The organism is Streptomyces sp. NPDC003456, assembly GCF_042878735.1.
Classification (GTDB): domain Bacteria; phylum Actinomycetota; class Actinomycetes; order Streptomycetales; family Streptomycetaceae; genus Streptomyces.
The window spans coordinates 279080-305940 of sequence record NZ_JBIAOK010000008.1; the positions used below are offsets into that span (position 1 = coordinate 279080).

Sequence of the window (26861 nt, forward strand, 5' to 3'; positions counted from 1 at the left end):
GGGCGGCCTTGTCGTGCGTGGGTGTCAGGCGTCGTCCTTGCTCAGCTCCCAGAAGCGGAACACCGTCGACGCGTCGAGGCAGTACTCCAGGCCGTAGACGCCGTCGCGGACGACCGCGTACTGCTTGGCCTGCCACACCGGCAGGACGGGGAGTTCGTCGGCGACGATGTCCTGCAGCTCGCCGAACTCCTTGTCGGTGGCGCCCCGGTTGGTCAGGGCCGCGGTGCGCGGGACGAGCGAACCGGTGATCGTGCTGTTCTCGTAGTTGTTGTTCAGCACGTTGCCCTTGCCGAAGAAGGGGGCCGTGAAGTTGTCGGCGTCCGGGTAGTCCGGCACCCAGCCCTTGACGTAGACGCCGTACTTGCCGGCGGCGATGTCCTTCTCGTACTGGCCGAACGGGACGGACTTGACGCTCGCCTCGAACAGGCCGCTCGCGTTGAGCTGGCCGGCGACGGCCTCGAGCTCCTGGTCGGTGGCCGGGCCGTAGCGGACCGGGGTGGACCAGAGGGTGAGCTTCACCTTGCCGGTGATGCCGTCCTCGCGTAGGGCCGCCTTGGCCTTGGCCGTGGAGGGGCGGGCCCCGTACTGGTCGAAGAAGGCCGTGTTGTGGCCGGCGATGCCGGCCGGGACGATCGAGTACAGCGGGGTCGCGGTGCCCTGGTACACGTCCCGGATGAGGGCTTCGCGGTCGATCAGGTGGGCGATGGCCCTGCGGACGCCGAGCTTCCCGGCGACCGGGTGGTCCATGTTGAACACCAGGTGCTGGACCTCGGCGCTGCTGCCCTCGACGACCTCCGCGCCGGTGCCGTCGTCGGCCTTCTCCATGTCGGCGATGTCGCCGGCGGTGAGACCGCGGTAGGCGATGTCGACGTCCTCGTCCTGGATGGCCTGCTTCAGGGCGGCCTGGTCGCCGTTGAAGAACTTGAGGATCACGCCGGAGTTCTTCACCTCGGCGGTGCCCTTGTAGTTCTCGTTGACCGCGAAGACGGCCTGCTTGTCGTCGATCGACTCCAGCCGGTACGGGCCGGAGCCGACGGCCTCGCCGTCCTTGCGCAGTCCGTCCGCGTCGTAGGAGCGGTGGTCGACGATGGAGCCGGCACCGGAAGCGATCTTGCTCGGGAAGGTGGCGTCGGCCGTGTTGAGCCGGAAGACGACCGTCCTGTCGTCCGGGGCCTCGACCTTCTCCAGCATCGGGAACATGATCGCGGGCCCGTCGGGGTCGTTGATCTTCAGCATGCGGTCGAAGGAGAACTTGACGTCCTCGGAGGTGAGGGCGTCACCGTTGCTGAACTTCAGGCCGTCCTTGAGCGTGCACTTGTAGACCGTGGTCCGCGTGTCGGTGAAGGCACAGCTCTCGGCGGCCTCCGGCTGGGGCTCGGTGGCACCGTTGGGGAAGCTGAGCAGCGACTGGAAGACGTTGTTGAACAACAGCCAGGAGCCCGGGTCGTAACCGGAGGCGGGGTCGGTGGCCAGGACGTCGTCGGACATCCCCACCACGACGTCGGAGCCGTCCCCCGCGCTGTCCCCGGTCTCCGTGCCGCAGCCGGTCAGCAGGCCGGAGGCGAGTCCCGCCATGATCGGCAGGACCGGCCACTGGTTGCGTATGTTCACGTGTGTGCCTTGTCGTCGGTTCTCGAGTGCGCCCGGGGCATGTCCCCGGCCCCGGGCGCGGCTTCCCCGGGGCCGCGGTCAAGGGCCCCGGGGTTCCAGTGGGTCCGTCAGCCGCTCACGCCTCGGCCGAGCTCCCAGAGCTGCAGCGTGGAGGAGGAGTTGAGGGCGTAGGCGGTACCCGTGATGTCGTCGCGTGCGGCGATGTACTGCTTGCCCTGCCACAGCGGCAGCACGGGCACGTCGCCGGCGACGATGTCCTGAATGTCCGTCAGGCTGGAGGAAGCGGTCAGCCGGTCCGCCTCGCGGCGGGACTCCGGGATCAGATCGTTGCGGATCCGGCTGTTGGCGTACGGCGAGCCGAGGGTGTTGTCGGCGTCGAGGAACGGCGCGAGGAAGTTGTCGGCGTCGGGGAAGTCCGGGAACCAGCCCATCCCGTAGACGTCGTACTCGCCCTTCTTCTCGGCCGGGCGGAAGGTGTCCCAGGGGGTGCCCTTGATGTCGACCTGGAACAGGCCGCTGGAGTTCAGCTGGTCGCGCAGGACCTCGAACTCCTTCTTGGTGGCCGGGCCGTAGTGGTCGGTGGTGTAGTGCAGCGTCAGCTTCACCGGGGTGGTCACGTCGGCCTGGGTGAGCAGGGCCCGGGCCTTGGTGACGCTGGGCTCGCCGTACTTGTTGAAGAACGAGTTGGAGTGGCCGGTGACGCTGGCCGGGACCAGCGAGTACAGCGGCTCGGCCTGCGAGCCGTAGACCTTGGAGACGAGGGCGCTGCGGTTGACGACCTGGGCCATCGCCTGGCGCACGGCCTTGGCCTTGACCGTGGGGGCGTCGGTGTTGAAGCCCAGGTAGCGGATCTCCAGACCGGGCATCTCGACGAGGTCGATCGCGGAGTCCGTGCCGGCGGAGAGCTTGCGGATCTGCTGGGGCGACATGGTGCGGGTCATCAGGTCGATGTCGCCCTTGTTCAGGGCCTCGCCCATGGAGTCGGTGTCCTTGAAGGAGACCATGTCGACCTTGTCGTTGTTCACCTCCACGCTCCCCTGGTAATCGGGGTTCTTGGTGAACTCGGCCCGCACCAGCTCGTTGTTCTCCACGACGGGCTTGAAGATGTAGGGGCCGGAGCCGGACAGGTCGAAGCCGTCCCGCAGCTTGCCCTTGGGGTAGTCGTCCGGGTCGAGGATGCCGGCCACCGGCGTCGACAGCTTGTACGGGAAGGTCGCGTCGGCCGTCTTGAGGTGGAAGATGACCTCGCGTTCGCCCTGCGTCTCGATGGTGTCGATGGTGGAGAGCAGGGCGAAGACACCGCTGTCGGCCTTCAGGGCGCGGGCGCGGTCGATGGAGTACTTCACGTCGGCCGCGGTGACGGCGTCGCCACTCGCGAACTTCAGCCCGTCGCGCAGGGTGCACGCGTAGCGCTCGTTGCCGGTGTCGGTGAAGCCGCAGCGCTCGGCCGCCTCGGGGACCGGCTCACCCTCGCCGCGCGGCTGGGTCATCAGGGTCTGCACGGTCTGGCGGAGGATGTTCCAGGTGCCGACGTCGTAGGCGTACGCCGGGTCCAGGGGCGCCGGGGCGTCCTTCGAGGCGGTGAACCGGTCCGTGGTGCCGACGACGATCGCGTCGCTGTCCCCGCTCCCGCTTTCGGACCCGCCACAGGCGGCGAGCACCGGCGCGAGCAGACCGATCACGGCCGGCAGCACCAAAGTCTTGCGGTTCATGCTCGAGTTTCTCCAGAGCTGTCGACTCCGTGTACCCGGCATGCAGGGGTGGCGCAGCGGATCACGGGATGGGGCGATGTTCTCGCCTTGAGATTAGTCCGGGCCGGCAGGAGGGTTCGCAGCCACCGGAGTTGAGACCCCATCACGCTGCGGAACCGGGCGTGGACACACCGAAAACCCGACAGCGGAAGCTTTGGTGCAGCGTTCCACCAATCGGGACACAAGGGCGCGCCGGGGACCCCCCGGAGGGGGTGCGCAGCACATGCGGACTCCGCTGTCGACCCCGATCCGCGTGGTGAACCTCACACGCCGGAACAGGTTCGGTGGTACGGGAATTCGGTCATCCGGACAGGTTCGAATTCACCTTCGGAATTCTCGCCTAACCCCGCTGCACGCTGGGTGAACACCTAGCGCATTTCCGTCATCAGCCCCTGAAGAAATGTCAGGTCGACCTCTTCGAGGGAGCCCACGACCGTGCGCCGCAGGGCAGGCTGGATCGGGGCGACCGAGGGCACCGCCACGACGTGGCAGCCGGCGGCCTCGGCCGCGGCGACGCCGGTCGCGGTGTCCTCGACGACGGCGCACCGGGCCGGGTCCGCGCCGAGTCCGGCGGCGGCGGCCAGGTAGGGGTCGGGGTGGGGCTTGGTGCGCGGCACCTCGTCACCCGCGACCGTCAGGTGGAAGTGGTGGGCGCCGAGCGAGGTGAGCACCCGGTCGATGATGCGCCGGTGGGAGGCGGAGACGAGGGCCGTGGGGATCTCGTACGCGTGCAGCTCGGCCAGCAGCCGCCGGGCGCCGGGCATGAGCGGCAGGGTGCTGCCGATGCGCTTCTCGAAGCCGTCGTTGAGCAGGACCGAGAGCTCGTCGAGGGTGATGTCGGCGCCGGTGGCCTCGATCAGGAACCCCGCGCTGCGGGTCATCGGACCGCCGACCACGACATGGCGCCAGGACTCGTCGAGCGTGTGGCCGAGGGAGGCGAAGACCTCGGCCTCGACGTCCCACCAGAAGCCCTCCGTGTCCACCAGGGTGCCGTCCATGTCGAGGAGCACGGCCTGCAGGGCCGACCCTTCGGCCGTCCGGGTACCGAGCGCGGGGACCGTACTGGTCATCCACCTACCTCCTTGAGGGACGATCAGGCCGGCTCCCACGAAGGGAGCCGGCCTGCAGTGGACCGACCAGTCTACGTCGTGCGTGGCGGAAGTGCCTCGTTCGGCGGCTGAGCCCCCGCGCGCACGGGCCCCGCGGGGGGTTCTTGCCGTCCGCCGCCGGGGGGGGCGTGGCGGGCGTCAGCGGGCGTTGAAGTACTTCGCCTCCGGGTGGTGGATCACGATGGCGTCCGTGGACTGCTCGGGGTGGAGCTGGAACTCCTCGGACAGCTGGACGCCGATGCGCTCCGGCTCCAGGAGGTCGGCGATCTTGGCCCGGTCCTCCAGGTTCGGGCAGGCGCCGTAGCCGAGGGAGAAGCGGGCGCCGCGGTACTTCAGCTCGAACATGCCCTGCATCTCGTCCGGGTCCTCGCCCGCGAAGCCGAGCTCGGAGCGGACGCGGGCGTGCCAGTACTCGGCGAGGGCTTCGGCGAGCTGGACGGACAGGCCGTGCAGTTCGAGGTAGTCGCGGTAGGAGTCGGCCTCGAACAGGCGGGCGGTCTCCTCGCCGATGCGCGAGCCGACGGTGACGACCTGCAGTCCGACGACGTCGCTCTGACCGGACTCCTCCGGGCGGAAGAAGTCGGCCAGGCACAGCCGGCGGCCCCGGCGCTGGCGCGGGAAGGTGAAGCGGGTGCGCTCGTTGCCCTGCTCGTCCAGGATGATCAGGTCGTCGTCCTTGGACACGCAGGGGAAGTAGCCGTAGACCACGGCCGCCTCCAGCAGGTTCTCCGTCTGGAGCTTGTCGAGCAGGCCGCGCAGCCGGGGCCGGCCCTCGCTCTCGACGAGTTCCTCGTAGGAGGGGCCCTGGCCGGTGCGGGCCTGCTTCAGACCCCACTGCCCCTTGAACAGCGCGCCCTCGTCGAGCCAGCTCGCGTACTCCTTGAGCTGGATGCCCTTGATCACGCGGGTTCCCCAGAAGGGCGGCTCGGGCACCGGATTGTCGGTGGCCACGTCGGAGCGCACATGCCCCTCCTCGGGCCGCTCCTCCACCTCCACCGAAGCCGTCGCCCGCACCCGGCGCTGCTTCAGCTCCGGCAGCTTCGCCCCCGGCACGCCGCGCTTGACGCCGATGAGCGCGTCCATCAGGCGCAGGCCCTCGAAGGCGTCACGCGCGTAGCGGACCTCGCCCTGGTAGATCTCGTGCAGGTCCTGCTCCACATAGGCGCGGGTCAGCGCCGCACCGCCCAGGATCACCGGGTAGCCGGAGGCCAGGCCGCGCTGGTTCAGCTCCTCCAGGTTCTCCTTCATGATCACCGTGGACTTCACCAGCAGCCCGGACATGCCGATGACGTCGGCCTTGTGCTCCTCGGCGGCCTCCAGGATCGCGGAGACCGGCTGCTTGATGCCCAGATTGACGACGTTGTAGCCGTTGTTGGACAAGATGATGTCGACCAGGTTCTTGCCGATGTCGTGCACGTCCCCGCGCACCGTGGCCAGCACGATGGTGCCCTTGCCCGCCTCGTCGGTCTTCTCCATGTGCGGCTCGAGGTGAGCCACCGCCGTCTTCATCACCTCGGCGGACTGGAGCACGAACGGCAACTGCATCTGGCCCGAGCCGAACAGCTCACCGACCACCTTCATGCCGTCCAGCAGGGTCTCGTTGACGATGTCGAGAGCAGGCCGCTCCTGGAGGGCCTCGTCCAGGTCGGCTTCGAGGCCGTTGCGCTCGCCGTCGATGATGCGGCGCTTGAGGCGCTCGTCCAGCGGCAGCGCGGCCAGTTCCTCGGCCTTGCCGGCCTTGAGCGACTTGGCGGTGGCGCCCTCGAAGAGCTGCATCAGCTTCTGCAGCGGGTCGTAGCCCTCGGCGCGCCGGTCGTGGATCAGATCCAGGGCGGTCTTCACCTCCTCCTCGCTGAAGCGGGCGATCGGGAGGATCTTGCTCGCGTGCACGATCGCCGAGTCCAGGCCCGCCTTGACGCACTCGTCCAGGAAGACCGAGTTCAGCAGGATGCGGGCGGCCGGGTTCAGGCCGAAGGAGATGTTGGACAGGCCGAGGGTGGTCTGCACCCTCGGGTGGCGGCGCTTCAGCTCGCGGATGCCCTCGATGGTGGCCACGCCGTCCTTGCGGGACTCCTCCTGGCCGGTGCAGATGGTGAACGTCAGGCAGTCCACGAGGATGTCCTCCTCGCGGATGCCCCAGTTCCCGGTCAGGTCCTCGATCAGCCGCTCGGCGATCTCGACCTTCTTCTGCGCCGTGCGGGCCTGGCCCTCCTCGTCGATGGTCAGCGCGATCAACGCCGCGCCGTGCTCCCGGGCCAGGGCGGTCACCTTGGCGAATCGGGACTCGGGGCCGTCGCCGTCCTCGTAGTTCACCGAGTTGATCACCGCGCGCCCGCCCAGCTTCTCCAGACCGGCCCGGATCACCTCGACCTCGGTGGAGTCCAGCACGATCGGCAGCGTCGAGGCGGTGGCGAAACGCCCGGCCAGCTCCTCCATGTCCGCCACGCCGTCCCGGCCGACGTAGTCCACACACAGATCCAGCATGTGCGCGCCCTCGCGGATCTGGTCGCGGGCCATCTCCACGCAGTCGTCCCAGCGGCCCTCCAGCATCGCCTCACGGAACTTCTTCGACCCGTTGGCGTTGGTGCGCTCACCGATGGCCAGGTACGAGGTGTCCTGCCGGAACGGCACCGACTGGTAGAGGGAGGCGGCGCCCGGCTCCGGCTGCGGCGCACGCTCGGTCGGCGCACTCTCCCGCACCCGCTCCACCAGCTGACGCAGATGCTCGGGGGTGGTGCCGCAGCAGCCGCCCACCAGGGACAGGCCGTAGTCGCGCACGAAGGTCTGCTGCGCATCGGCCAGCTCGGGAGCGGTCAGCGGGTAGTGCGCGCCGTCCTTGGTGAGCACGGGCAGGCCGGCGTTCGGCATGCAGGACAGCGGGACGCGCGAGTGCCGGGACAGGTAGCGCAGGTGCTCGCTCATCTCGGCCGGGCCGGTGGCGCAGTTCAGGCCGATCATGTCGATGCCGAGGGGTTCCAGCGCGGTCAGGGCGGCGCCGATCTCCGAGCCGAGCAGCATGGTGCCGGTGGTCTCCACCGTGACCGACACGATCAGCGGGACGGTGTGGCCGGTGGCGTCCATGGCCCGGCGGGCGGCGATGACGGAGGCCTTGGTCTGCAGCAGGTCCTGGGTGGTCTCCACCAGCAGCGCGTCGGCGCCGCCGGCGAGCAGGCCCTCGGCGTTGCGCTGGTAGGCGTCGCGGATGGCGCCGAAGGTGGTGTGGCCGAGGGTGGGCAGCTTGGTACCGGGGCCCATGGAGCCGAGGACCCAGCGCTGCCGTCCCGTGGTCCGGGTGTACTCGTCGGCCGTCTCGCGGGCGATCCGGGCACCGGCCTCGGACAGCTCGGCGACACGCTCGGGGATGTCGTACTCGCCGAGGGCGGTGAGGTTGGCGCCGAAGGTGTTGGTCTCGACGCAGTCCACGCCGGCCTCGAAGTACTCCGCGTGGACCGACCGGACGATGTCGGGCCGCGTCACGTTGAGGATCTCGTTGCAGCCCTCGAGGTTCTGGAAGTCCTCCAGGGTCGGGTCCTGCGCCTGGAGCATCGTGCCCATGGCCCCGTCGGCCACGACCACACGGGTGGCCAGGGCCTCTCGGAGGGCGGACACGCGGGTGCGGCTGTCTGCGGAAGAGGTCGGCGGCAACGAGGCCATGTAAGGGGCTCCCTCGGGTGCGACGGCTGTCGGCTTTGCGGCTGCCCGGCCGTCCGGAGGGACTCCGGGGACGGGCGCACCGCGCCAGCGTAACCGCACGTGGGCTTGGATGGGCAGCGCGTCCACGGGGCGGACGCCGATGCCGCCGGGACGGCGCACGGGTGACGTCCGGGCGGCCGATCGGCCGCCCGTGACAGAACTGAGGGCGACCGGGCATTAGCGAGAGGTCGGCAACGACCGGTAGTGTTCGGCATTGCCGAACGAGGGCTCAAGTGCCGCTCGTCGGCGGTCGATGGGGACGGAGGCAGTACGGCGATGGCACGGAACATCCAGTCGCTCGAACGGGCGGCCGCGATGCTGCGGCTGCTCGGGGGCGGCGAGCGGCGGCTCGGCCTGTCGGACATCGCCTCGTCGCTGGGCCTGGCCAAGGGCACCGCGCACGGCATCCTGCGCACCCTCCAGCAGGAGGGCTTCGTGGAGCAGGACGACGCCTCCGGGCGCTATCAGCTGGGCGCGGAGCTGCTGCGCCTGGGCACCACCTACCTGGACGTCCACGAACTGCGGGCGCGCGCCCTGGTGTGGACGGACGACCTGGCCCGCTCCAGCGGCGAGAGCGTCTACCTGGGCGTCCTGCACCAGCAGGGCGTGCTGATCGTCCACCACGTGTTCCGGCCCGACGACAGCCGGCAGGTCCTGGAGATAGGGGCCATGCAGCCGCTGCACTCCACGGCGCTGGGCAAGGTGCTGTCGGCCTACGACCCGGTGGCGCACAGCGAGGCGCTGGAAGCCGACCGCAAGGCGTTCACGGACCGGACGGTGTGCGAGCCGGAAGGGTTCGAACACATCCTGGACCTGACCCGCGCGCGCGGGTACGCGGCGGACGTGGAGGAGACCTGGGAGGGCGTCGCCTCGCTGGCCGCGCCCATCCACGACCGGCGGCGCATGCCCGTCGGGGCGGTCGGCATCACGGGCGCCGTGGAGCGGCTGTGCCGGCCGGACGAGGACGGGGCGCTGCGGCCCGAGCTGATCGCCGCGGTGCGGGACTGCGCCCGCGCGGTCTCGCGGGATCTGGGCGCCGGGCGGTTCTGACGTCGTACGGGAAGTGACCGGGGCGCCACAGGGCGTTCCGGTCTCCGGCATGTCCGCGTTCGTCCGCGGCGAAGATCCATGGGGTCCGGGTCGATCAGTAACGATCGTGTTATCGCCAACAGAGCTCTTGACGTGCTCGTAACGCCGAAGCAAGACTCCCGTCCATCGGTCGACATTGTCGAACAGCTACCGGCAATACGCGCTAGAGTGTGACAACGCCAGGCCGGTAACGCACTTCACCCCTGGACGAAGGACAAAGGAGTCGCGGGTGTCCAGCTCCGACATCTTCATCGGCGAGACCATCGGTACCGCCATACTCATCCTGCTCGGCGGCGGAGTCTGCGCCGCCGTCACGCTCAAGGCCTCCAAGGCCCGCAACGCCGGCTGGCTCGCCATCACCTTCGGGTGGGGCTTCGCGGTGCTCACGGCCGTCTACACCACGGCGCCGCTGTCCGGCGCCCACCTGAACCCGGCCGTCACCCTCGCCATCGCGATCAAGGACGGCGAGTGGAAGAACGTCCCGGTCTACTGGGCCGGCCAGGTCCTCGGCGCCATGATCGGCGCGGCCCTGGTCTGGATCGCCTACTACGGCCAGTTCCACGCCCACCTCACCGACCGGGAGATCGTCGGCGGTCCGGGCGCGCAGGACACCGCCGTCAAGGCCGTCGAGGCCCAGGAGAAGGGCGCCGGCCCGGTGCTGGGCGTCTTCTCCACCGGCCCCGAGGTCCGCGTCGCCTGGCAGAACGTCGCCACCGAGGTCATCGGCACGATCGTGCTGGTGCTGGCGGTGCTGACCCAGGGCCTGAACGACAAGGGCAACGGCCTGGGCACGCTCGGCGCCCTGATCACCGCCCTCGTGGTGGTCTCCATCGGCCTCTCCCTCGGCGGCCCGACGGGGTACGCGATCAACCCGGCCCGTGACCTCGGGCCGCGCATCGTGCACACCCTGCTGCCCCTGCCCAACAAGGGCGGCTCCGACTGGGGCTACGCCTGGGTGCCCGTGGTGGGCCCGCTGATCGGCGGTGCCGTCGCGGCAGGCATCTACAACGTCGCCTTCGCCTAGGCGCGATCCCGCGCCCGACGCGAAACTCTCAGCACGCGCCGTACGTAAAGCCCCTTGAACCGGACTGACCAGGAGCACACAGTGACCGACGCGCACACCGCCGGCCCCTTCATCGCCGCCATCGACCAGGGCACCACCTCCAGCCGCTGCATCGTCTTCGACCGGGACGGCCGCATCGTCTCCGTCGACCAGAAGGAGCACGAGCAGATCTTCCCGAAGCCGGGCTGGGTCGAGCACGACGCCAACGAGATCTGGACCAACGTCCAGGAGGTCGTCGCCGGAGCCGTTCAGAAGGCCGGCATCACCCGGGACGACATCAAGGCCATCGGCATCACCAACCAGCGCGAGACGACCGTGCTGTGGGACAAGAACACCGGCGAGCCCGTCCACAACGCCATCGTCTGGCAGGACACCCGCACCGACGCCCTGTGCCGCGAGCTGGGCCGGAACGTGGGCCAGGACCGCTTCCGCCGCGAGACCGGCCTGCCGCTGGCCTCCTACTTCGCGGGCCCGAAGGCCCGCTGGCTGCTCGACAACGTCGAAGGACTCAAGGATCGGGCCGAGGCCGGAGACATTCTTTTCGGCACGATGGACACCTGGGTCATCTGGAACCTCACCGGTGGGGTCGACGGCGGCAAGCACGTCACCGACGTCACCAACGCATCACGCACCATGCTGATGAACCTGCACACCATGCAGTGGGACGAGAAGATCTGCGAGTCGATCGGCGTCCCCCGGCAGGTGCTGCCCGAGATCCGCTCCTCGGCCGAGGTCTACGGCGAGATCACGGGCGGCACGCTGGGCGACCTGCTCGGCGGGATCCCCGTCGCCTCGGCGCTCGGCGACCAGCAGGCGGCCCTGTTCGGCCAGACCTGCTTCTCCGAGGGCGAGACCAAGTCGACCTACGGCACCGGCACCTTCATGGTCATGAACACCGGTGACAAGATCATCAACTCCTACAGCGGCCTGCTGACCACCGTCGGCTACAAGATCGGCGACCAGGACACGGTCTACGCCCTGGAGGGCTCGATCGCCGTCACCGGTTCGCTGGTGCAGTGGATGCGCGACCAGATGGGCCTGATCTCCACCGCCGCCGAGATCGAGACCCTCGCCCTGTCGGTCGAGGACAACGGCGGCGCCTACTTCGTGCCGGCCTTCTCCGGCCTGTTCGCCCCCTACTGGCGCTCCGACGCCCGCGGCGTGATCGCGGGCCTGACCCGGTACGTCACCAAGGCGCACCTCGCGCGCGCCGTGCTGGAGGCCACCGCCTGGCAGACGCGGGAGATCGCCGACGCCATGACGAAGGACTCCGGCGTCGAACTGACCGCCCTCAAGGTCGACGGCGGCATGACCTCCAACAACCTGCTGATGCAGACCCTCTCGGACTTCCTGGACGCCCCCGTGGTGCGCCCCATGGTCGCCGAGACCACCTGCCTCGGCGCCGCCTACGCCGCCGGCCTCGCCGTCGGCTTCTGGAACAGCACCGACGACCTGCGCGCCAACTGGCGCCGGGCCGCCGAGTGGACCCCCCGCATGGCCGCGGAGACCCGCGACCGTGAGTACAAGAACTGGCTCAAGGCCGTCGAGCGGACCATGGGCTGGCTCGAGGACGAGGAGTAAGAACGCATGACCACCAAGTCCACCCTGCAGTCCGTGCCTGCCCTGGGGACGCACCCGGCCTCCGGCTCGAACCCGAGCCGAGCCGAGACCAGGGAGCAGCTTTCCAAGGCGTCGTACGACCTTCTCGTGATCGGCGGCGGCATCCTGGGCATCTCCACCGCCTGGCACGCCGCGCAGTCCGGCCTCAGGGTGGCTCTGGTGGACGCCGGCGACTTCGCCGGCGCCACGTCCTCCGCCTCCTCCAAGCTGCTCCACGGCGGCCTGCGCTACCTGCAGACCGGCGCGGTGAAGCTGGTGGCGGAGAACCACTTCGAGCGCCGTGCGGTCTCCCGCCAGGTGGCCCCCCACCTGGCGAACCCGCTCACGTTCTACCTGCCCGTGTACAAGGGCGGGCCGCACGGCGCGGCGAAGCTCGGCGCGGGCGTCTTCGCCTACTCCGCGCTCTCCGCCTTCGGCGACGGGGTCGGGCACCTGCTCTCCCCCGCCAAGGCCGCGCAGGACGTGCCGGAGCTGCGCACCGAGAACCTCAAGGCCGTGGCCGTGTACGGCGACGACCAGATGAACGACGCGCGCATGGCGCTGATGACGGTCCGCGCGGCCGTCGAGGCGGGCGCCGTCGTCCTCAACCACGCCGAGGTGACCGGCCTGCGCTTCACCCAGGGCCGTGTCACCGGCGCCGAGCTGAAGGACCGGCTGTCCGGGGACGAGTTCGGCGTCGACGCCCGGCTGGTGCTGAACGCCACCGGCCCCTGGGTCGACCACCTGCGCCGGATGGAGAACCCGAACGCGGCGCCGTCCATCCGCCTGTCCAAGGGCGCGCACCTGGTGCTCAAGCGCACCTCCCCCTGGAAGGCCGCGCTCGCCACCCCGATCGACAAGTACCGCATCACCTTCGCCCTCCCCTGGGAGGACATGCTGCTGCTCGGCACCACCGACGAGGAGTTCGAGGGCGACCCGGCGGACGTGTCGGTCACCGAGAAGGACATAGCGCAGATCCTCGACGAGGCCGCCTTCTCGGTCCGCGACCAGCAGCTGGACCGCGACCTCATCACCTACGCCTTCGCCGGCCTGCGGGTGCTGCCGGGCGGCCCCGGCGACACCTCCAAGGCCAAGCGCGAGACGGTCGTGACCGAGGGCCGGGGCGGCATGCTGTCCGTCGCGGGCGGCAAGTGGACCACCTTCCGCCACATCGGCCGCACGATCATGAAGAAGCTGGAGTCGCTGCCGGGCCACCCGCTGGGCGACGACTTCGAGCCCATCGGCGCGCTGCCGAAGAAGCTCCCGCTGCCGGGCATCGCCAACCCGCGCGCGGTGGCCCACCGGCTGCTCACCGACCGTCCGGCGCCCGGACCGCGCATGGCCGCCGACACGGCCAAGCACCTGGCCACGCACTACGGCTCGCTGGCCTTCGACATCGCCCGCCTGGCCAACGAGAGCCCGGAGCTGGCCGAGCGCGTCCACCCGGACGCCCCGGAGATCTGGGCGCAGGTCGTCTGGGCCCGCGACCACGAGTGGGCCGAGACGCAGGACGACGTGCTGCGCCGCCGGACCACGCTGACGATCCGCGGCCTGGCCACGGACGAGATCCGCGCCAAGGTGCAGGACGTGCTCGACAAGAAGTAGGCACCATCCCGGGTGACCCCGGCCGCGGGGGCGGCTCCACGCCGACGGAGCCGCCCCTGCGGCGTGCCCGGCGCCCGGGGCCGGGCGCGGTGGCGCGCGGCGGCGGCCCGGCCCCTTCCCGGCGCCCCGTCCGTGTCCGGTGTGTTCAGGTGCGGATCACGGGGCAGTGATGGGGCACTCCCCCTGCGAGGGGGCTGCGGGCGCCCCCGCCGCACGCCTTAAGGTTGGGTGGTCAGGCGAGGGCACGTCGGAAGGAGGCGCTGGGTGATCGAGCTCGAGGGGGTTCCCGAGCTGATCGACCCGGTCATGGTGGCCGCGTTCGAGGGCTGGAACGATGCGGGCGACGCCGCCTCCACCGCGGTCGCGCATCTGGACCGGGAGTGGAAGGGCGAGGTGTTCGCGGCGCTGGACGCCGAGGACTACTACGACTTCCAGGTCAACCGCCCCACGGTGTTCATGGAGGCCGGCGTCCGCAAGATCACCTGGCCGACGACGCGGTTGTCGGTCGTGCGGGTCGGCGGTGACAAGCCGCGCGACCTGGTGCTGGTCCGGGGCATCGAACCCTCCATGCGGTGGCGCTCGTTCTGCAACGAACTGCTCGGCTTCGCCCACGAACTGGGTGTGGAGCTGGTGGTGGTCCTGGGCGCCCTGCTGGGCGACACCCCGCACACCCGGCCGGTTCCGATCAGCGGGACGACGTCCGACCCGGACCTGGCCCGCCGCATGGACCTGGAGGAGACCAAGTACGAGGGCCCCACGGGCATCGTCGGGGTCCTGCAGGAGGCCTGCACCCACGCGGGTGTGCCGGCCGTCTCGCTGTGGGCGGCGGTGCCGCACTACGTGTCACAGCCGCCGAACCCGAAGGCCACGCTTGCCCTCCTGAACCGCCTGGAGGACCTGATCGACGTGCGCATCCCGCTGGGCGAGCTGCCCGAGGACGCGCGCGCCTGGCAGGTCGGGGTGGACCAGCTGGCCGCCGAGGACAGCGAGGTCGCCGAGTACGTCCAGTCGCTGGAGGAGGCCCGGGACACCGCCGAGCTGCCGGAGGCCTCCGGTGAGGCGATCGCCCGCGAGTTCGAGCGCTACCTGCGCCGCCGCGACGGCGGCGGGCCGACCGCCTCCGGCGGCCACGCCACGGACGGCGGGGACGGCACGCCGTACCTGCGGGACAACCCCAGCGGCCGGACCAGGCCGCCCAAGCCGCCGAGGCCGGGCACGGACGACGAGGACCCGTCGGAGGACTGACGGGCCGACGCACACGCGTGAGGGGCGCCTCCCGGCCGGGAGGCGCCCCTCACGCGTGTGCCGTGCGGCTAGGGCCTGTCGTTCGGATCATGACGCAGACGCGGGGCCCGGCACGCGCATCTGCCGCGTTGTCGTCACTCGCCGATGCTCCGCATCGACTCTCTCCTCCGCCTTGCAGCCGCACGCACCGGGCCCCGCTCACCGGCGTTCACAAGTGCTGCCGATGCCCTGCGCCATGATCCGAACGACAGACCCTAGAGAGCCACGCCCAGCAGCGCGTCCACGGCCCGGGAGACCACACCGGGCGCGCCGGTGTCGGTGCCGCCGTCCCGCTCCTGCCCGGCCACCCAGCGGTCGACCGCGGCGAGGGCGGCAGGCGCGTCCAGGTCGTCGGCGAGGGCCGCGCGGATCTCGTCCACCAGTGCCTCGGCCGGCGGTCCGTCGGGCCGGGAGACCGCGGCACGCCAGCGGTCCAGCCGCGCCACGGCGTCGGCCAGGACCTGATCGGTCCACTCCCAGTCGGCGCGGTAGTGGTGGGCGAGCAGCGCGAGACGGATGGCGGCCGGGTCGACGCCGTCGCGGCGCAGCTGCGAGACGAAGACGAGGTTGCCCTTGGACTTGGACATCTTCTCGCCGCCGAGGGCGACCATGCCGGCGTGCACGTACGCCTTGGCCATGGGGAACTCGCCGGTGAGCACCTGGGCGTGCGAGGCGCCCATCTCGTGGTGCGGGAAGGCGAGGTCGGAGCCGCCGCCCTGGATGTCGAAGCCCATGCCGAGGTGGTCCAGGGCGATGGCCACGCACTCGATGTGCCAGCCGGGCCGTCCCCGGCCCAGCGATCCGCCGTCCCAGCTGGGCTCGCCCTCGCGGGCCGCCATCCAGAGCATCGGGTCGAGCGGGTTCTTCTTGCCCGGCCGGTCCGGGTCGCCGCCGCGCTCGGCGGACAGCAGCCGCATGGCCGCGGCGTCCAGGTGCGAGACCGTGCCGAAGTGCGGGTCGGACTCCACGGAGAAGTACACGTCGCCGTCGAGCTCGTAGGCGGCGCCGGCGTCCCGGAGCCGCTCGACGAGCGGGACGATGCCGGGTATGGCCTCGACGGCGCCTATGTAGTGCCGGGGCGGGAGCATCCGCAGGGCCGTCATGTCCTCGCGGAAGAGGGCCGTCTCCTGCTCGGCGAGCGCGGTCCAGTCGAGTCCGTCGCGCTGGGCCCGCTCCAGGAGCGGGTCGTCGACGTCGGTGACGTTCTGGACGTAGTGAACCTGCCGCTTGGTGTCGAGCCACACGCGCTGCACGAGGTCGAACGCGTTGTAGGTCGCCGCGTGTCCGATGTGCGTGGCGTCGTACGGCGTGATGCCGCAGACGTAGATACGGGCGACGGGACCGGGGTCGAGGGTGACCGGACCGCCGGTCGCGGTGTCGTGGATCCTCAGGTCGCGGCCCTGACCAGGCAGGGCGGGGACCTCGGAAGCGGGCCAGGCATGCATGCCTTGAGCCTAACCGGACTGAAGTTCCATATACGAACGGGAGCGGGCCGGACGGCCGAGAAGGCGCTCTTGCGATGCGCCGGGCACCTGTGCTGGGGGGCCGCGCCGGCCCCCTGCTACACGGGTGGCCAGGGAATGGCGGGCCATTCCCCACCCGGCTCCGGATGGGTGCGCGAGGCGAGCAGCGCGGCGACCCGGGCCCGGGTGGCGTCGATCTCGGCGGCGGTGAGGTGCGGCGCGAGCCGCTCGGCCAGCGCGCCGTCCTCGGCCAGGTCCTTCCTGAGGCCCTCCAGGACGTCCAGTGCCTCCGCGGTGAGGGGCTCGCCCGCCCAGCCCCACAGCAGGGTGCGCAGCTTGTTCTCGACGTTGAAGGTGACGCCGTGGTCGATGCCGTACAGCCGCCCCTCGGCGGTGGGCAGCAGGTGGCCGCCCTTGCGGTCGGCGTTGTTGAGCACGGCGTCCAGCACGGCGAGCCGCCGCAGCCGCTCGTCGTCGGCGTGCACCAGCAGGGCCGTGCGCCCCTCGCCGACCTCGGCGAGGCCGATCGCCCTCCAGCCCGGCCCGGGCTCCTCCGCGTCGACCAGGGCGAGCAGCTCGGCGTCGGGCGCCGCCTCGATCCACAGCTGGCACATGCCCTCGCCGTAGGGCCCGTCGCGCAGCACCGTGGGCGGGACCAGCCCCCAGCCGGTCGCCTCGGAGACGGCGTACGCGGCGACCTCCCGCCCGGCGAGGGTGCCGTCGGGGAAGTCCCACAGGGGCCGCTCCCCCGCGACCGGCTTGTACACGCAGGCCGCTTCCGCGCCCTCGTGGGTCACCGTGCAGTACAGGGCCGCGTTGGAGGCCTCACGGATGCGTCCGCGCACGGTCAGTTCGCCCGCGGCGAGCAGCGCGGCGGCGTCCTCGGGAGACGTCACGCTCCGCGGCGGTATCCGTTCTGGCGCGGACATACGTGTCCTTCCGGGTCGAGCGGGAGGCTGCACAGCGGGCACGGCGGCCGCCCGGCGTTGACGACGTCCAGGGCGCGCTTGGCGAAGGCACGGGCCTGCGCGCCGGTGAGCCGGACCCGCAGCATCGGGGGGCCGTTCTCCTCGTCCTGGAGCAGCCGTTCCTCCGCCTCGGCGAGGTCCTCCTCGGACTCCGCGTCGAGTTCGACGAGCGCCTGGGCCTCGACGATCATCAGCTGCTCGTCGCCGTCCCAGGCCAGCGCCATCGTGCCGACCCGGAACTCCTCCTCGATGGGGGTGTCCAGGGGAGCGGTGTCGGTGATCTCCGACGGTGCGACGGCGGGGACGGAGGCACTGCCGCCGCTGCGGCGTACGACCTCGTCGAGCAGCTCTTCCATCCGTTCGGCGAGCGCCGCGACCTGGGTCTTCTCCAGGGCCACGCTCGTCACCCGGGTGCCGGCGGAGGCCTGGAGGAAGAACGAACGGCGCCCGGGCAGTCCGACCGTACCGGCCACGAAACGCTCCGGATGGTCGTAGAGGAACACCTGACGGGACACGTCCTGTCTCCATGGGAATCGGGGGAGCCGTGCGAGCACGGCACTGCTGCGACCGCTTCACCCTACTGCGGCCGACGATCACGGTGCGCCCGCACCACCTCCCACGGTGGCGTCGTCGCCCGGCGGCTCCTCGCGCGGCGCCAGGGAGGCGAAGTCGCCGGTGTCGCCGAGGCGCAGGAGGTACGGGCGCAGCCGGGTGTAGCGGATCGCCGTGACCGAGCACGGTTCGACGGAGATCCGCTGGAAGAGGTCCAGGTGCAGGCCCAGCGCGTCCGCGACGAGCGACTTGATGATGTCGCCGTGCGAGCACATGAGGTAGACGGCGTCGGCGCCGTGGTCGCGCTCCACGCGCGCGTTCCACTCGCGCACGGCCTCGGCCGCGCGGGTCTGCATGGCCCGCATGGACTCGCCGCCGGGGAAGGCGGCCGCCGACGGGTGCGCCTGCACCACCTCCATGAGCGGCTCGTCCTTGAGTTCGGCGAGCTTGCGTCCCGACCAGTCGCCGTAGTGGCACTCGCCGATGCGTTCGTCGGTGTGCGCGCTCAGTCCGGGGCGGGAGCGGAGCAGGGGGCGGATCGTCTCCTGGCAGCGCTGCAGCGGGCTGGCGACGACTTCGGCGAGGGGCAGTGCGGCCAGGCGCCCGGGCAGCGCGGCGGCCTGTGCGGCCCCGCGCTCGTCGAGGGCGACGCCGGGCGTCCAGCCGGCGAGCAGGCCCTCGGTGTTTGCGGTGGAGCGTCCGTGCCTGACCAGGATCAGCGTGGGCATGCGCACCAGCGTAGGCGCACGCGCGTGCGCGGTGTCGTTCGAGTGACGGGAGACTCGCTTCGTGATCGTCGACTGTGCCATCTACCGCGACGGGCAGCGGACGGACGGGCCCGAGGACTTCTCGGACGCCCTGGGCGAGGCCCGGGAGGCGGGCGGGTTCGTGTGGATCGGCCTGCACGAGCCGACGGAGCGCGAGTTCGAGCACGTCAGCCGGGAGTTCGGTCTGCATCCGCTGGCCGTCGAGGACGCGCTCAAGGCCCATCAGCGGCCCAAGCTGGAGATCTACGACGACTCGCTGTTCGTGGTGCTCAAGCCCGTGCGCTACGAGCCGCGGAGCGACACCGTCTCCACCGACGAGCTCATGATCTTCCTGGGCGACTCGTTCGTGGTCACCGTGCGGCACGGGGAGAGCGCGCCGCTCAAGGCCGTCCGCAGCCGCCTGGAGCACGAGGCGGACCTGCTGTGCAACGGGCCGACGTCCGTGCTGTACGCGGTCGCCGACGCGGTGGTCGACCACTACCTGGACGTCGCCACCGAGCTGCAGGCCGACCTGGAGGGCCTGGAGGCGGAGGTCTTCTCCCCCGACGGCGGCGGTTCGCGCCACACCGCGTCCCGCATCTACGACTTCAAGCGGCAGGTCCTGGAGTTCCGCCGGGCGACCGGTCCGCTGGCCCTGCCGATGAGCCGGCTGGCGGGCACGGCGCCCTACGGCGTGGCGGTGCCGTTCGTGGACGACGGGGCCCGGCCGTTCTTCCGGGACGTCAGCGACCACCTGACGCGGGTCAACGAGTCCGTCGAGAACCTGGACCGGCTGGTGTCGGACATCCTGTCGGCGCACCTGGCGCAGATGAGCGTCCGGCAGAACGACGACATGCGCAAGATCTCCGCCTGGGCGGCCATGGCCGCGATCCCCACGATGTTCGCGGGGATCTACGGCATGAACTTCGAGCACATGCCCGAGCTGCGCTGGGTGTGGTCGTACCCGGCGCTGATGGCCCTGATGGCCGCCCTGGAGTTCATGGTGTTCCGGCTGTTCAAGCGCCGGGGCTGGCTGTAGGGCGGCCGGAGGCGCGTCAGGCGTACTCGGGTTCGGGCGTGGCGGGGCCGCCGAGGGCGTTGCGGCGCTCGGGGGTCCGCAGCGACACCATCCGGCGCCAGCCGCCGAGCCGCTCGTAGGCGTACATCGCGTGGATGCCGGCCGCGAGGACCGCCGACTTCGCCCGGGACCAGCCGAGGATGCGGCCCATGTGCGCCATGACGGCGAGGCTGACGTCCCGGTAGATGCGGATCTCGGCGAGCGCGCACGCGCGCAGGGTCCGCTGGATGGCCCGCCCGTGGCCGGCGCGGGCGAAGCGCAGCAGTTCCTCGTGGCAGTAGGCGAGGTGGTTGTCCTCGTCATTGGATATCTGCCGGACGGCCCGGCCGATGTCCGGGTCGTCGGCGAAGTGCTTGCGCAGCAGCTCCATCTGCTCGGAGGCGCGCTGCTCGGTGACCCGGCTGTGCGAGAGGTAGGTGACGATGTCCTGGACCGTGAGCTGCTCGTCGCGCCGGAGCTGCTCGTGCGCGAGGCCGATGCCGTTCTTCTCCAGGAGCATGGTGTAGTCGGTGTCCGGCGGGACCGGGACGGGGTCGAGGCCGCGCTTCTTCATCAGGGCGTTGAAGATGCGGCCGTGCTTGTCCTCGTCGGCGCCGTGCCGGCTGATCTTGGGGGCGAGCGCCCGTTCGGTGCCGGGCACCAGCGCGGCGATGCGGGCGTTCTCCCAGCCGCCCTGGGACTCGCCGCTCGCGGCGATGGAGCAGAACAGGGCGAAGGACTCGTCGTTGGCGAGGATCTCCTGGAACAGACTCTTGGCCGAAAGCATCGTGAGCACCTCTCCCGCGCACGTGCGCGTGCTGCCGATCCGCAAGGCTTTCGCGAAGCACGAGTCAAGTGCGGGGCGCGGGGTGCTGCAACACGTGTGGGGGACGGCTCCGCCGAACGGGGGACGTACGGCACACCTTGTCGGGCGGACCGGGAGCGGCCCGGGCGTAACCCGAGCCGGTCCCGGCGCGTTGTTCCGCGTGACGGCCGTGGCGGGGAAGACCCCCGAGCCCCCACCACGGCCGCGGAAATCTCCGGGGCCCGCCGACGGGCCCTTTGCGGCAGGACTCAGGCGAGGCCGGCGCGCTCCAGGGCCTCGGTGCCGGCGCGCAGGGAGGCGAGCCGCTCGTCGAGCGTGAAGCCCGCCGGCGCGAGGGACAGGGTGGTGACCCCGGCGGCGGCGTAGGCCTTCATGCGGTCGGCGATCCGGTCGACGGAGCCGAGCAGGGTCGTCTTGTCGATCAGGTCGTGCGGTACGGCGGCCGCGGCGCCCTGCTTGTCGCCGGAGAGGTACTTGCCCTGGATCTCGGCGGCTTCCCGCTCGTAGCCCATGCGCTGGGCGAGCTGGTTGTAGAAGTTCTGCTTGGGGCTGCCCATGCCGCCGACGTACAGCGCGGTGTAGGGGCGGAAGGTGTCGGCGAGCGCGGCCACGTCCTTGTCGTCGCCGACCGCGAGCGGCAGGGTCGGGCACACGTCGAACCCGTCGAGCGTCCTGCCGGCCTTCTCCCGCCCGGCGCGCAGGTGCTTGATCGTGGTGTCCTCGAGGTGCTCGGCGGACGGGAAGATCAGCAGGGCGCCGTCGGCGATCTCACCGGTCTGCTCGAGGTTCTTGGGGCCGATCGCGGCGATGTACAGCGGGATGTGCTCGCGCTGCGGGTGCACGGTGAGCTTGATGGGCTTGCCGGGACCGCCGGGCAGGGGCAGCGTCCAGTGCTGTCCTTCGTAGGACAGGCGCTCGCGGGTCATGGCCTTGCGGACGATCTCGACGTACTCGCGGGTGCGGGCGAGCGGCTTGTCGAACTTGACGCCGTACCAGCCCTCGGAGACCTGCGGGCCGGAGACGCCGAGGCCGAGGCGGAAGCGGCCGCCGGACAGCGAGTCGAGAGTGGCGGCCGTCATCGCGGTCATGGCGGGCTGGCGGGCCGGGATCTGGAAGATGGCGGAGCCCACGTCGATGCGCTCGGTCTGGGCGGCGACCCAGCTCAGCACGGTGGCGGCGTCGGATCCGTAGGCCTCGGCGGCCCAGCAGACGGCGTAGCCGAGCCGGTCGGCCTCCTGGGCGACGGCCAGGTTGTCCGCGTCCATTCCGGCACCCCAGTAGCCGAGGTTGATACCGAGCTGCATGCCGCATCCCCTTACTGATCAGTAACGTGCCTTGTGCGCCGACCTTAGCGCGGGGCCGTCGCACGGGACAGCGGTACAGGCACGATCTCGGAGGACGGCGGGATACGGCCGCCCGGCGACACCCTGCGGCGGGCCCGGGGAAGTCGCCGTTCCGCGCCGGGAAATCGGTCGTCCACAGCCACCCACACGACAGGTTCTGGCCAGTAATCTCGGCGTCCATGGAGCAGAGGCATCTCGGCCGCACCGGCCTGCGTGTGTCCCGCATCGGGCTCGGCACCCTGACCTGGGGACGGGACACCGACGAGCACGACGCCGCGGACCTCATGAAGACCTTCTGGGAGGCGGGCGGCACCCTCGTCGACACGGCGGACGTGTACGGCGACGGTGAGGCCGAGTACCTGCTGGGCAGACTGATGGACGGCCTGGTCCCGCGCCGGGACCTGATCGTCTCGACCAAGGCCGGGAGCGTGCCCGACCCCGACCGGCGCGTCGACGGCTCCCGCGGCCATCTGCTCTCCGCGCTCGACGCCTCGCTCGCCCGGCTCGGCACCGACCACGTCGACGTGTGGCACGTGCACGCCTACGACCCGCACACCCCGCTGGAGGAGACCCTCCAGGCACTCGACCTCGCGGTGGCCAGCGGGCGGGCCCGCTACGCGGCGGTCTCCAACTTCTGCGGCTGGCAACTGGCCAGGGCCGGCACCTGGCAGCTCGCCGCGCCCGGCACCCGGACCCGGCTGGCCGCCACGCAGCTCGAGTACTCGCTGCTCCAGCGCGGCGTCGAGCGCGAGGTGCTGCCGGCCGCGCTCGACCTCGGCATCGGACTGCTGCCGTCCTCGCCGCTGGGGCGCGGGGTGCTGACGGGCAAGTACCGGGGTGACGCGGCACCGCCGGACTCACGCGGTGCCTCGGAGCATCTCGCGCCGTTCGTCGCGCCGTACCTGGACGACACGGCGAGCCGCATCGTGGACGCCGTGTCGACCGCCGCCGACGGGCTGGCGGTCACGCCGCTGCAGGTGGCCCTGGCCTGGGTCCGCGACCGGCCGGGCGTGACCGCGCCGATCGTCGGCGCGCGCAACGCGCAGCAGCTCACGGCGGCGTTGTCAGTGGAGACCCTTAGTCTTCCTGACGAGATCTGCCGGGCGCTGGACGATGTGTCGGCGCCCGTGCACCGCTATCCCGATCACGACTGGAGCACGCTGTGAGCACGGAGCCCGAGACCACGGAGGACACCGAGCCGGGGACACCGGGCACGGAGAGCACCGCGGGCGGCGACGCGGGGGCCGGGCAGGCCGGCGGGAGCGCGGAGGCCGCCACGGAGCGCGGCCAGGGGGCCGAGGACTCCGACGCGGCGGAGCCCTCCGGGGGCCGGAGCGGCGAGGCCGGGGGCGGGCCGGCCGGCGAAGCCGGGAGCGGTGACGCCGGGGCGGGGCAGGTGTCCGAGGCCGAGGCGGAGCTGCGGGCGCAGCGGGCCGAGCGGGAGCGCATCGAGCAGCGCAAGGCCGAGAAGAGCGGGCCCATCGAGGCCGGGACGAAGCTGAGCGGCAAGGCCGCCGACCTGCTCGCGGCCGTCCGTGCCGTGGAGAGCGGCGAGAAGCCGATGGCCACCGTGTTCGAGGATCCGGCGCCCGCTCCCCGCCGGGCTCCCGCCGAGCCCGTCCGGCGGCCCCAGCCCGTCGCGGCCGAGACCGTCGCGGCGGCCGCGGCTCCCTCCCCCGCCCCGGAGGCCGTGCAGACGGTGCGGCGGGTGCTGACGGAGGGCGGCGCCCCCGAGGCGCTCGCACCGCAGGTGGCCGCCGCCCTGGGCGAGGGCGCGGACGAGCTGCTGCGCGCCGACCCCTGGCAGTTGCTGCGGGTGGCCGGGGTGCGGCCCGACCAGGCCGACGGGTTCGCACGGGCGCTGCTGGGCGCCGAGTGCGGCCCGGACGACGAGCGGCGGGGCCGGGCCCTCACCGTCTGGCTCCTGGACCAGGCCGCCCTGGCCGGGCACACCGCCCTGGAGATGCCGGCGCTGCTCGCGGCCCTGGCCCAGCGGAGCGTGCCGGACCCCGACGGCGCCGTGCAGGACGCGATCGCGGAGGGCGAGGCGCTGGTGTTCCAGGACGCCCTGACGGAGCCCGGCGCCCCGGCCCCCACCGGCGGTGAGGAGCCGGCGGAGGACGAGGAGCGCCCGGTCCGCGTCCTGGTCGGCCTGGAGCGGTACGCGCTCGCGGAGGAGAGCCTGGCCGACGGTCTGGCCCGGCTGGTCAACTCGACGCCCAAGCAGGACGGTTCGGCCGAGGAGTGGGAGCGGGCCGCGGCCGGCGCCCAGGGATCCGCGGCCGAGCTGCTGCGCGCGGTCGCCGGTCACGGACTGGTGCTGCACACCGGCGCCGAGGCGTCCCTGGCCGAGCCGGCGGTCCTGCTGCACGCGGCGCGCGGCCTGGGACTGCGGGCCTGGGCGGCGGCGCACGGCCCGATCGGCCGGGACCGTTTCGCGGCCCTGCTCCGGCGGGCGGGCGGTGCCGGGGCGGCGCAGTCCTCGGGCGACGCCGTCGACGGGCCGGGCGGACCCTCCCCCGCCGCCGCGCACACGGCTTCGGACGTCCCCGTCACGACCGTGCCGGGGCTGCTGGCGGGTACGGAAGGCCCCGGCCGGGACGCCGACGGCGCCCTCGACCTCGACCTGCTGGTGGTCCTGGACGCGCCGCAGCTGGACGTCGAGACGGCGGCCCTGCTGACGGAGTCCCTGCCGGACGGGGCGCGGCTGGTGCTGGCCGGTGACCCGGGGGTGCTGTGGTCGGTGGGCCCCGGCCGGGTCTTCGCGGACCTGCTCGCCGCGCGGATCTGCCCCCAGATCGCCTCGCGCCGCCCGGACCCCGGGCCGCTGGGGGAGCTGGTCTCGGGCATCGGCGTCGGCGAGCTGACCCAGGTCGAGGCGCCCGGCAAGGAGGTCGTGATCGTGCCCGTGCGGGACGCGGGCGAGGCGGTGCACCGGACCGTGCAGCTCGTCGCGGACTCCGTGCCGCGGGCCATCGGCGTACCGGCCGAGGAGACGCAGGTGATCACGCCGGGGCACGGCGGAGCGGTCGGCACGCGCGCGCTCAACGCCGCGCTGAAGGAACGGCTGAATCCCGGCCCCGGCCGCTTCGGCGGCTTCGACCCGGGTGACCGGGTCGTCCACTCCCCCGTGCCGGGCCGCGCCGTGACCGGACGCGTGGTGAAGGCGGACGCGGAGGGGCTGCACCTGTCGTGCGCGGGTGAGGCCGTCGTCGTGCCGAAGGAGCGGGTGGACCAGACGGTGCGGCACGGGTGGGCGCTGACCGCGCACCAGGCGGTGGGGAGCCGCTGGCCCGCCGTGGTCGTCGTCCTGCCCGGGGACGCGGCGCAGGCGCTCAGCCGGCCATGGGTGTACACGGCCTTCGGGCGGGCCGACCGCCATCTGTCCGTGGTGCACGGCGTGGAGCAGGCTCTGCCCCGGGCCGTTGCCGAGGTTCCGGCGAAGCCGCGGACGACCCGGCTCCCGGCGCTGCTCGCCCCTCAGGTCGCCGGAGTGTGACGAGGGCGGTAGCCAGGGGCCGGGCCCCTGACCACCGCCCCGGCGGCCGTCCCCGTACGCGCCTCAGCGGCGGTCGGCGTCCAGCGGCTCCAGGTCGTCGTCCTCGTCCAGGTCGGTGTCCAGCTCGTCCTCGATGTCGTCGCCGTCGTCCTCGGCGTCGTCGTCCACGTCGTCGAAGACGGCGCTGACGTCGAAGCGGCAGACCACCTGCTGCGGGTCCACCTGCTCGAACGGCGCCTCCAGCCACTCGCCCGGCTCGGCCGGTTCGTCCGCGGCGGTCACCCAGAGCGTGGAGTCGCCCTCCTCCAGTCCGAACTCCTTGTGCCGCGAGGCGATCTCGTCGGGCTCGAACTCGCCGAAGAGCAGGCCGAGCGCGCCGTGCACCGTGCCGGAGGCCGACGGGCCGTCGTCGCCGTCCGCGGCCTCGATGCGCTGAGCGTGCGCCAGCAGCCGCTGCGGTTCGGCGACGGCGTAGTCGCGGCGGATCAGTACGCTCACCGCGCTCGGTTCCTCGGGGCCCGTGTACGGGGGCAGGGCGTCCTCCGTACCGGGGATCTCGAAGGGCGTGACCTCGTCGTAGCGGTCGTAGAGCAGTTCGTCGTACACCTCTGCGGCCGCGGCCAGCTGGTTGAACGCCTCGTAGACGGCCGGGTCGTCCTCTCCCGACCTGCGTTCGACCGCGGCCAGGTGGCGGTCGAGCGCGGTCTTGACCGCCTCGGCGGCGGCGCGTACCTCGGCAGCGGTGGGCTGCGCAGCATCAGACATAGTGCAGACGCTATCCGTACCTGGCCCCAGCCCGCACAATAGATGCGATGCCGGAATACGAATTTGTCGACGTGTACGTGCCGCGCGGGGTCTCCCGCAAGGAGACGGCACGTCTGCTGACGGACCATGCGGAGTACGGACACTGGGAGTTGCACCGTCTGAGCCTGCTGCGTGACGGCAGCCGCAGGGTGCGGTTGCGCCGGCGGATCATCCGCCAGGTGCGGGCCACGTGGTGAGCGGGGACGGCGCACGGGAAGAAGGCACATGACGGGAGCGGGCCCCGCGTCGGTGGGGCCCGCTCCGTCGTGCGGGGGGTGTCAGGCCGAGGCGCGGGCCTTGCGGTAGAGGATCGCGCCCGCGAGCAGCGCGCCCGCACCGGCCGGCAGGGCGAAGCCGAGGGGCAGGTCGCTGCCGGTGCTGGCGAGCTGGGCCCCGCCCCCGGGCCGGACGACGAGCCGGCTGCCCGGCTCGTTGCCGCGCGGGGAGCCGCCGGGGCCCGGTGCGCCCGGCCCCTCGCCACCCGGTCGTTCCCCACCGCCGGGGGTCGTGCCCGGGTTGCCGGGGCCGTCGGGTGTGCCGGGACCGTCCGGTCCGCCGGGCTGACCGGGTCCACCCGGGTCGCCGGGGCCGTCAGGACCCCCGGGACCGCCAGGGCCGCCGGGACCGCCCGGACCGCCCGGCTGGCCGGGGTTCTCCTGGTCGCCGCCGGGCGGGGTGCCCTGGTGGCCGTCGCCGTTGCCGCAGTCGTCGCCCGCGGCAGGGTTGGCGATGCCGATGACGTCGACGCTGTTGCCGCACACGTTCACCGGCGCGTGGACCGGCACCTGCACGTAGTTGC

The 26861-nt window shown here is 72.0% G+C and carries 21 protein-coding genes; 9 read left to right on the top strand and 12 right to left on the bottom strand.

The window, feature by feature from the left end:
* Window positions 1-24: 24 nt before the first annotated feature.
* The 4 genes from ACFYWG_RS30825 to metH all read right to left on the bottom strand — a co-directional run bounded on the left by ACFYWG_RS30825 (window position 25) and on the right by metH (window position 8125).
* Window positions 25-1611, bottom strand: a complete 1587-nt coding sequence (locus ACFYWG_RS30825; protein ID WP_389204285.1) for an ABC transporter substrate-binding protein — start codon at window positions 1609-1611, stop codon at window positions 25-27.
* Between the two features lie 107 nt (window positions 1612-1718).
* Window positions 1719-3323, bottom strand: coding sequence for an ABC transporter substrate-binding protein (locus ACFYWG_RS30830; RefSeq protein WP_385417237.1), 1605 nt, complete (start codon window positions 3321-3323; stop codon window positions 1719-1721).
* A 407-nt stretch (window positions 3324-3730) separates the two neighbouring features.
* On the bottom strand, window positions 3731-4432 hold the full coding sequence (locus ACFYWG_RS30835; protein ID WP_376334845.1) for an HAD family hydrolase: 702 nt from the start codon (window positions 4430-4432) through the stop codon (window positions 3731-3733).
* 177 nt (window positions 4433-4609) lie between these two features.
* Entirely contained in the window at window positions 4610-8125 is a 3516-nt protein-coding gene (gene metH, locus ACFYWG_RS30840; RefSeq protein ID WP_389204286.1) for a methionine synthase, read from the bottom strand.
* A 315-nt stretch (window positions 8126-8440) separates the two neighbouring features.
* On the opposite strand from metH, the gene ACFYWG_RS30845 reads away from it, so the two are divergent.
* The 5 genes from ACFYWG_RS30845 to ACFYWG_RS30865 all read left to right on the top strand — a co-directional run bounded on the left by ACFYWG_RS30845 (window position 8441) and on the right by ACFYWG_RS30865 (window position 14765).
* A complete protein-coding gene (locus ACFYWG_RS30845) occupies window positions 8441-9214 on the top strand; it encodes an IclR family transcriptional regulator (protein WP_383510860.1) in 774 nt (257 codons plus the stop codon).
* Between the two features lie 268 nt (window positions 9215-9482).
* Complete coding sequence (locus ACFYWG_RS30850; protein WP_383510862.1) at window positions 9483-10277, top strand: MIP/aquaporin family protein; 795 nt, start codon at window positions 9483-9485, stop codon at window positions 10275-10277.
* Between the two features lie 81 nt (window positions 10278-10358).
* On the top strand, window positions 10359-11897 hold the full coding sequence (glpK, locus tag ACFYWG_RS30855; RefSeq protein WP_376334852.1) for a glycerol kinase GlpK: 1539 nt from the start codon (window positions 10359-10361) through the stop codon (window positions 11895-11897).
* 6 nt (window positions 11898-11903) lie between these two features.
* On the top strand, window positions 11904-13520 hold the full coding sequence (locus tag ACFYWG_RS30860) for an FAD-dependent oxidoreductase (RefSeq protein WP_376334854.1): 1617 nt from the start codon (window positions 11904-11906) through the stop codon (window positions 13518-13520).
* 264 nt (window positions 13521-13784) lie between these two features.
* Window positions 13785-14765: a PAC2 family protein gene (locus tag ACFYWG_RS30865; protein ID WP_376334856.1), complete on the top strand. Its 981-nt coding sequence runs from the start codon at window positions 13785-13787 to the stop codon at window positions 14763-14765.
* 254 nt (window positions 14766-15019) lie between these two features.
* On the opposite strand, the gene mshC is transcribed toward ACFYWG_RS30865, so the two are convergent.
* The 4 genes from mshC to ACFYWG_RS30885 all read right to left on the bottom strand — a co-directional run bounded on the left by mshC (window position 15020) and on the right by ACFYWG_RS30885 (window position 18515).
* Window positions 15020-16249, bottom strand: a complete 1230-nt coding sequence (mshC, locus tag ACFYWG_RS30870) for a cysteine--1-D-myo-inosityl 2-amino-2-deoxy-alpha-D-glucopyranoside ligase (RefSeq protein ID WP_383510698.1) — start codon at window positions 16247-16249, stop codon at window positions 15020-15022.
* Window positions 16250-16365: 116 nt separating this feature from the next.
* Complete coding sequence (locus tag ACFYWG_RS30875) at window positions 16366-17196, bottom strand: SCO1664 family protein (RefSeq protein ID WP_376334837.1); 831 nt, start codon at window positions 17194-17196, stop codon at window positions 16366-16368.
* Window positions 17160-17750 (bottom strand): DUF3090 domain-containing protein, encoded by a 591-nt coding sequence (locus tag ACFYWG_RS30880; RefSeq protein ID WP_333934584.1) that lies wholly within the window; start codon window positions 17748-17750, stop codon window positions 17160-17162. The genes ACFYWG_RS30875 and ACFYWG_RS30880 overlap by 37 nt, the downstream gene beginning before the upstream one ends.
* A gap of 78 nt (window positions 17751-17828) precedes the next feature.
* Complete coding sequence (locus ACFYWG_RS30885) at window positions 17829-18515, bottom strand: histidine phosphatase family protein (protein WP_376334835.1); 687 nt, start codon at window positions 18513-18515, stop codon at window positions 17829-17831.
* A 61-nt stretch (window positions 18516-18576) separates the two neighbouring features.
* Here ACFYWG_RS30885 and ACFYWG_RS30890 point away from each other — a divergent pair, with 61 nt between their 5' ends.
* Entirely contained in the window at window positions 18577-19572 is a 996-nt protein-coding gene (locus tag ACFYWG_RS30890) for a magnesium and cobalt transport protein CorA (protein WP_376334833.1), read from the top strand.
* A gap of 16 nt (window positions 19573-19588) precedes the next feature.
* On the opposite strand, the gene ACFYWG_RS30895 is transcribed toward ACFYWG_RS30890, so the two are convergent.
* Window positions 19589-20377, bottom strand: coding sequence for a ferritin-like domain-containing protein (locus ACFYWG_RS30895; RefSeq protein WP_383510701.1), 789 nt, complete (start codon window positions 20375-20377; stop codon window positions 19589-19591).
* Window positions 20378-20664: 287 nt separating this feature from the next.
* A complete protein-coding gene (locus tag ACFYWG_RS30900) occupies window positions 20665-21720 on the bottom strand; it encodes an LLM class F420-dependent oxidoreductase (protein WP_376334830.1) in 1056 nt (351 codons plus the stop codon).
* Between the two features lie 218 nt (window positions 21721-21938).
* Here ACFYWG_RS30900 and ACFYWG_RS30905 point away from each other — a divergent pair, with 218 nt between their 5' ends.
* Window positions 21939-22925: an aldo/keto reductase gene (locus tag ACFYWG_RS30905; protein WP_383510703.1), complete on the top strand. Its 987-nt coding sequence runs from the start codon at window positions 21939-21941 to the stop codon at window positions 22923-22925.
* Window positions 22922-25258, top strand: coding sequence for a helix-hairpin-helix domain-containing protein (locus ACFYWG_RS30910; RefSeq protein WP_389204287.1), 2337 nt, complete (start codon window positions 22922-22924; stop codon window positions 25256-25258). Before ACFYWG_RS30905 ends, ACFYWG_RS30910 begins: the two co-directional genes overlap by 4 nt.
* A 63-nt stretch (window positions 25259-25321) precedes the next feature.
* Here ACFYWG_RS30910 and ACFYWG_RS30915 read toward each other — a convergent pair whose 3' ends face one another.
* A complete protein-coding gene (locus tag ACFYWG_RS30915) occupies window positions 25322-26023 on the bottom strand; it encodes a hypothetical protein (RefSeq protein WP_376334825.1) in 702 nt (233 codons plus the stop codon).
* Between the two features lie 47 nt (window positions 26024-26070).
* Between ACFYWG_RS30915 and ACFYWG_RS30920 the strand changes: the two genes are divergently transcribed.
* Window positions 26071-26259 carry a DUF5703 family protein gene (locus tag ACFYWG_RS30920; protein WP_094055315.1) on the top strand — a complete coding sequence of 63 codons (189 nt, stop codon included), beginning with the start codon at window positions 26071-26073 and terminating at the stop codon, window positions 26257-26259.
* 81 nt (window positions 26260-26340) lie between these two features.
* Here the strand turns inward: ACFYWG_RS30920 and ACFYWG_RS30925 are convergent.
* Window positions 26341-26861 (bottom strand): chaplin (locus tag ACFYWG_RS30925; protein WP_389204288.1); only part of this gene is annotated, 521 nt, incomplete at its 5' end.

What these genes read in the sequence shown, in the direction of transcription:
- ACFYWG_RS30830 (WP_385417237.1), bottom strand. Translation starts at nt 3,323, where the DNA reads ATGAACCGCAAGACTTTGGTGCTGCCGGCCGTGATCGGTCTGCTCGCG.
- ACFYWG_RS30835 (WP_376334845.1), bottom strand. Translation starts at nt 4,432, where the DNA reads ATGACCAGTACGGTCCCCGCGCTCGGTACCCGGACGGCCGAAGGGTCG.
- metH (WP_389204286.1), bottom strand. Translation starts at nt 8,125, where the DNA reads ATGGCCTCGTTGCCGCCGACCTCTTCCGCAGACAGCCGCACCCGCGTG.
- ACFYWG_RS30845 (WP_383510860.1), top strand. Translation starts at nt 8,441, where the DNA reads ATGGCACGGAACATCCAGTCGCTCGAACGGGCGGCCGCGATGCTGCGG.
- ACFYWG_RS30860 (WP_376334854.1), top strand. Translation starts at nt 11,904, where the DNA reads ATGACCACCAAGTCCACCCTGCAGTCCGTGCCTGCCCTGGGGACGCAC.
- mshC (WP_383510698.1), bottom strand. Translation starts at nt 16,249, where the DNA reads ATGCATGCCTGGCCCGCTTCCGAGGTCCCCGCCCTGCCTGGTCAGGGC.
- ACFYWG_RS30875 (WP_376334837.1), bottom strand. Translation starts at nt 17,196, where the DNA reads ATGTCCGCGCCAGAACGGATACCGCCGCGGAGCGTGACGTCTCCCGAG.
- ACFYWG_RS30885 (WP_376334835.1), bottom strand. Translation starts at nt 18,515, where the DNA reads ATGCCCACGCTGATCCTGGTCAGGCACGGACGCTCCACCGCAAACACC.
- ACFYWG_RS30895 (WP_383510701.1), bottom strand. Translation starts at nt 20,377, where the DNA reads ATGCTTTCGGCCAAGAGTCTGTTCCAGGAGATCCTCGCCAACGACGAG.
- ACFYWG_RS30900 (WP_376334830.1), bottom strand. Translation starts at nt 21,720, where the DNA reads ATGCAGCTCGGTATCAACCTCGGCTACTGGGGTGCCGGAATGGACGCG.
- ACFYWG_RS30905 (WP_383510703.1), top strand. Translation starts at nt 21,939, where the DNA reads ATGGAGCAGAGGCATCTCGGCCGCACCGGCCTGCGTGTGTCCCGCATC.
- ACFYWG_RS30915 (WP_376334825.1), bottom strand. Translation starts at nt 26,023, where the DNA reads ATGTCTGATGCTGCGCAGCCCACCGCTGCCGAGGTACGCGCCGCCGCC.
- ACFYWG_RS30920 (WP_094055315.1), top strand. Translation starts at nt 26,071, where the DNA reads ATGCCGGAATACGAATTTGTCGACGTGTACGTGCCGCGCGGGGTCTCC.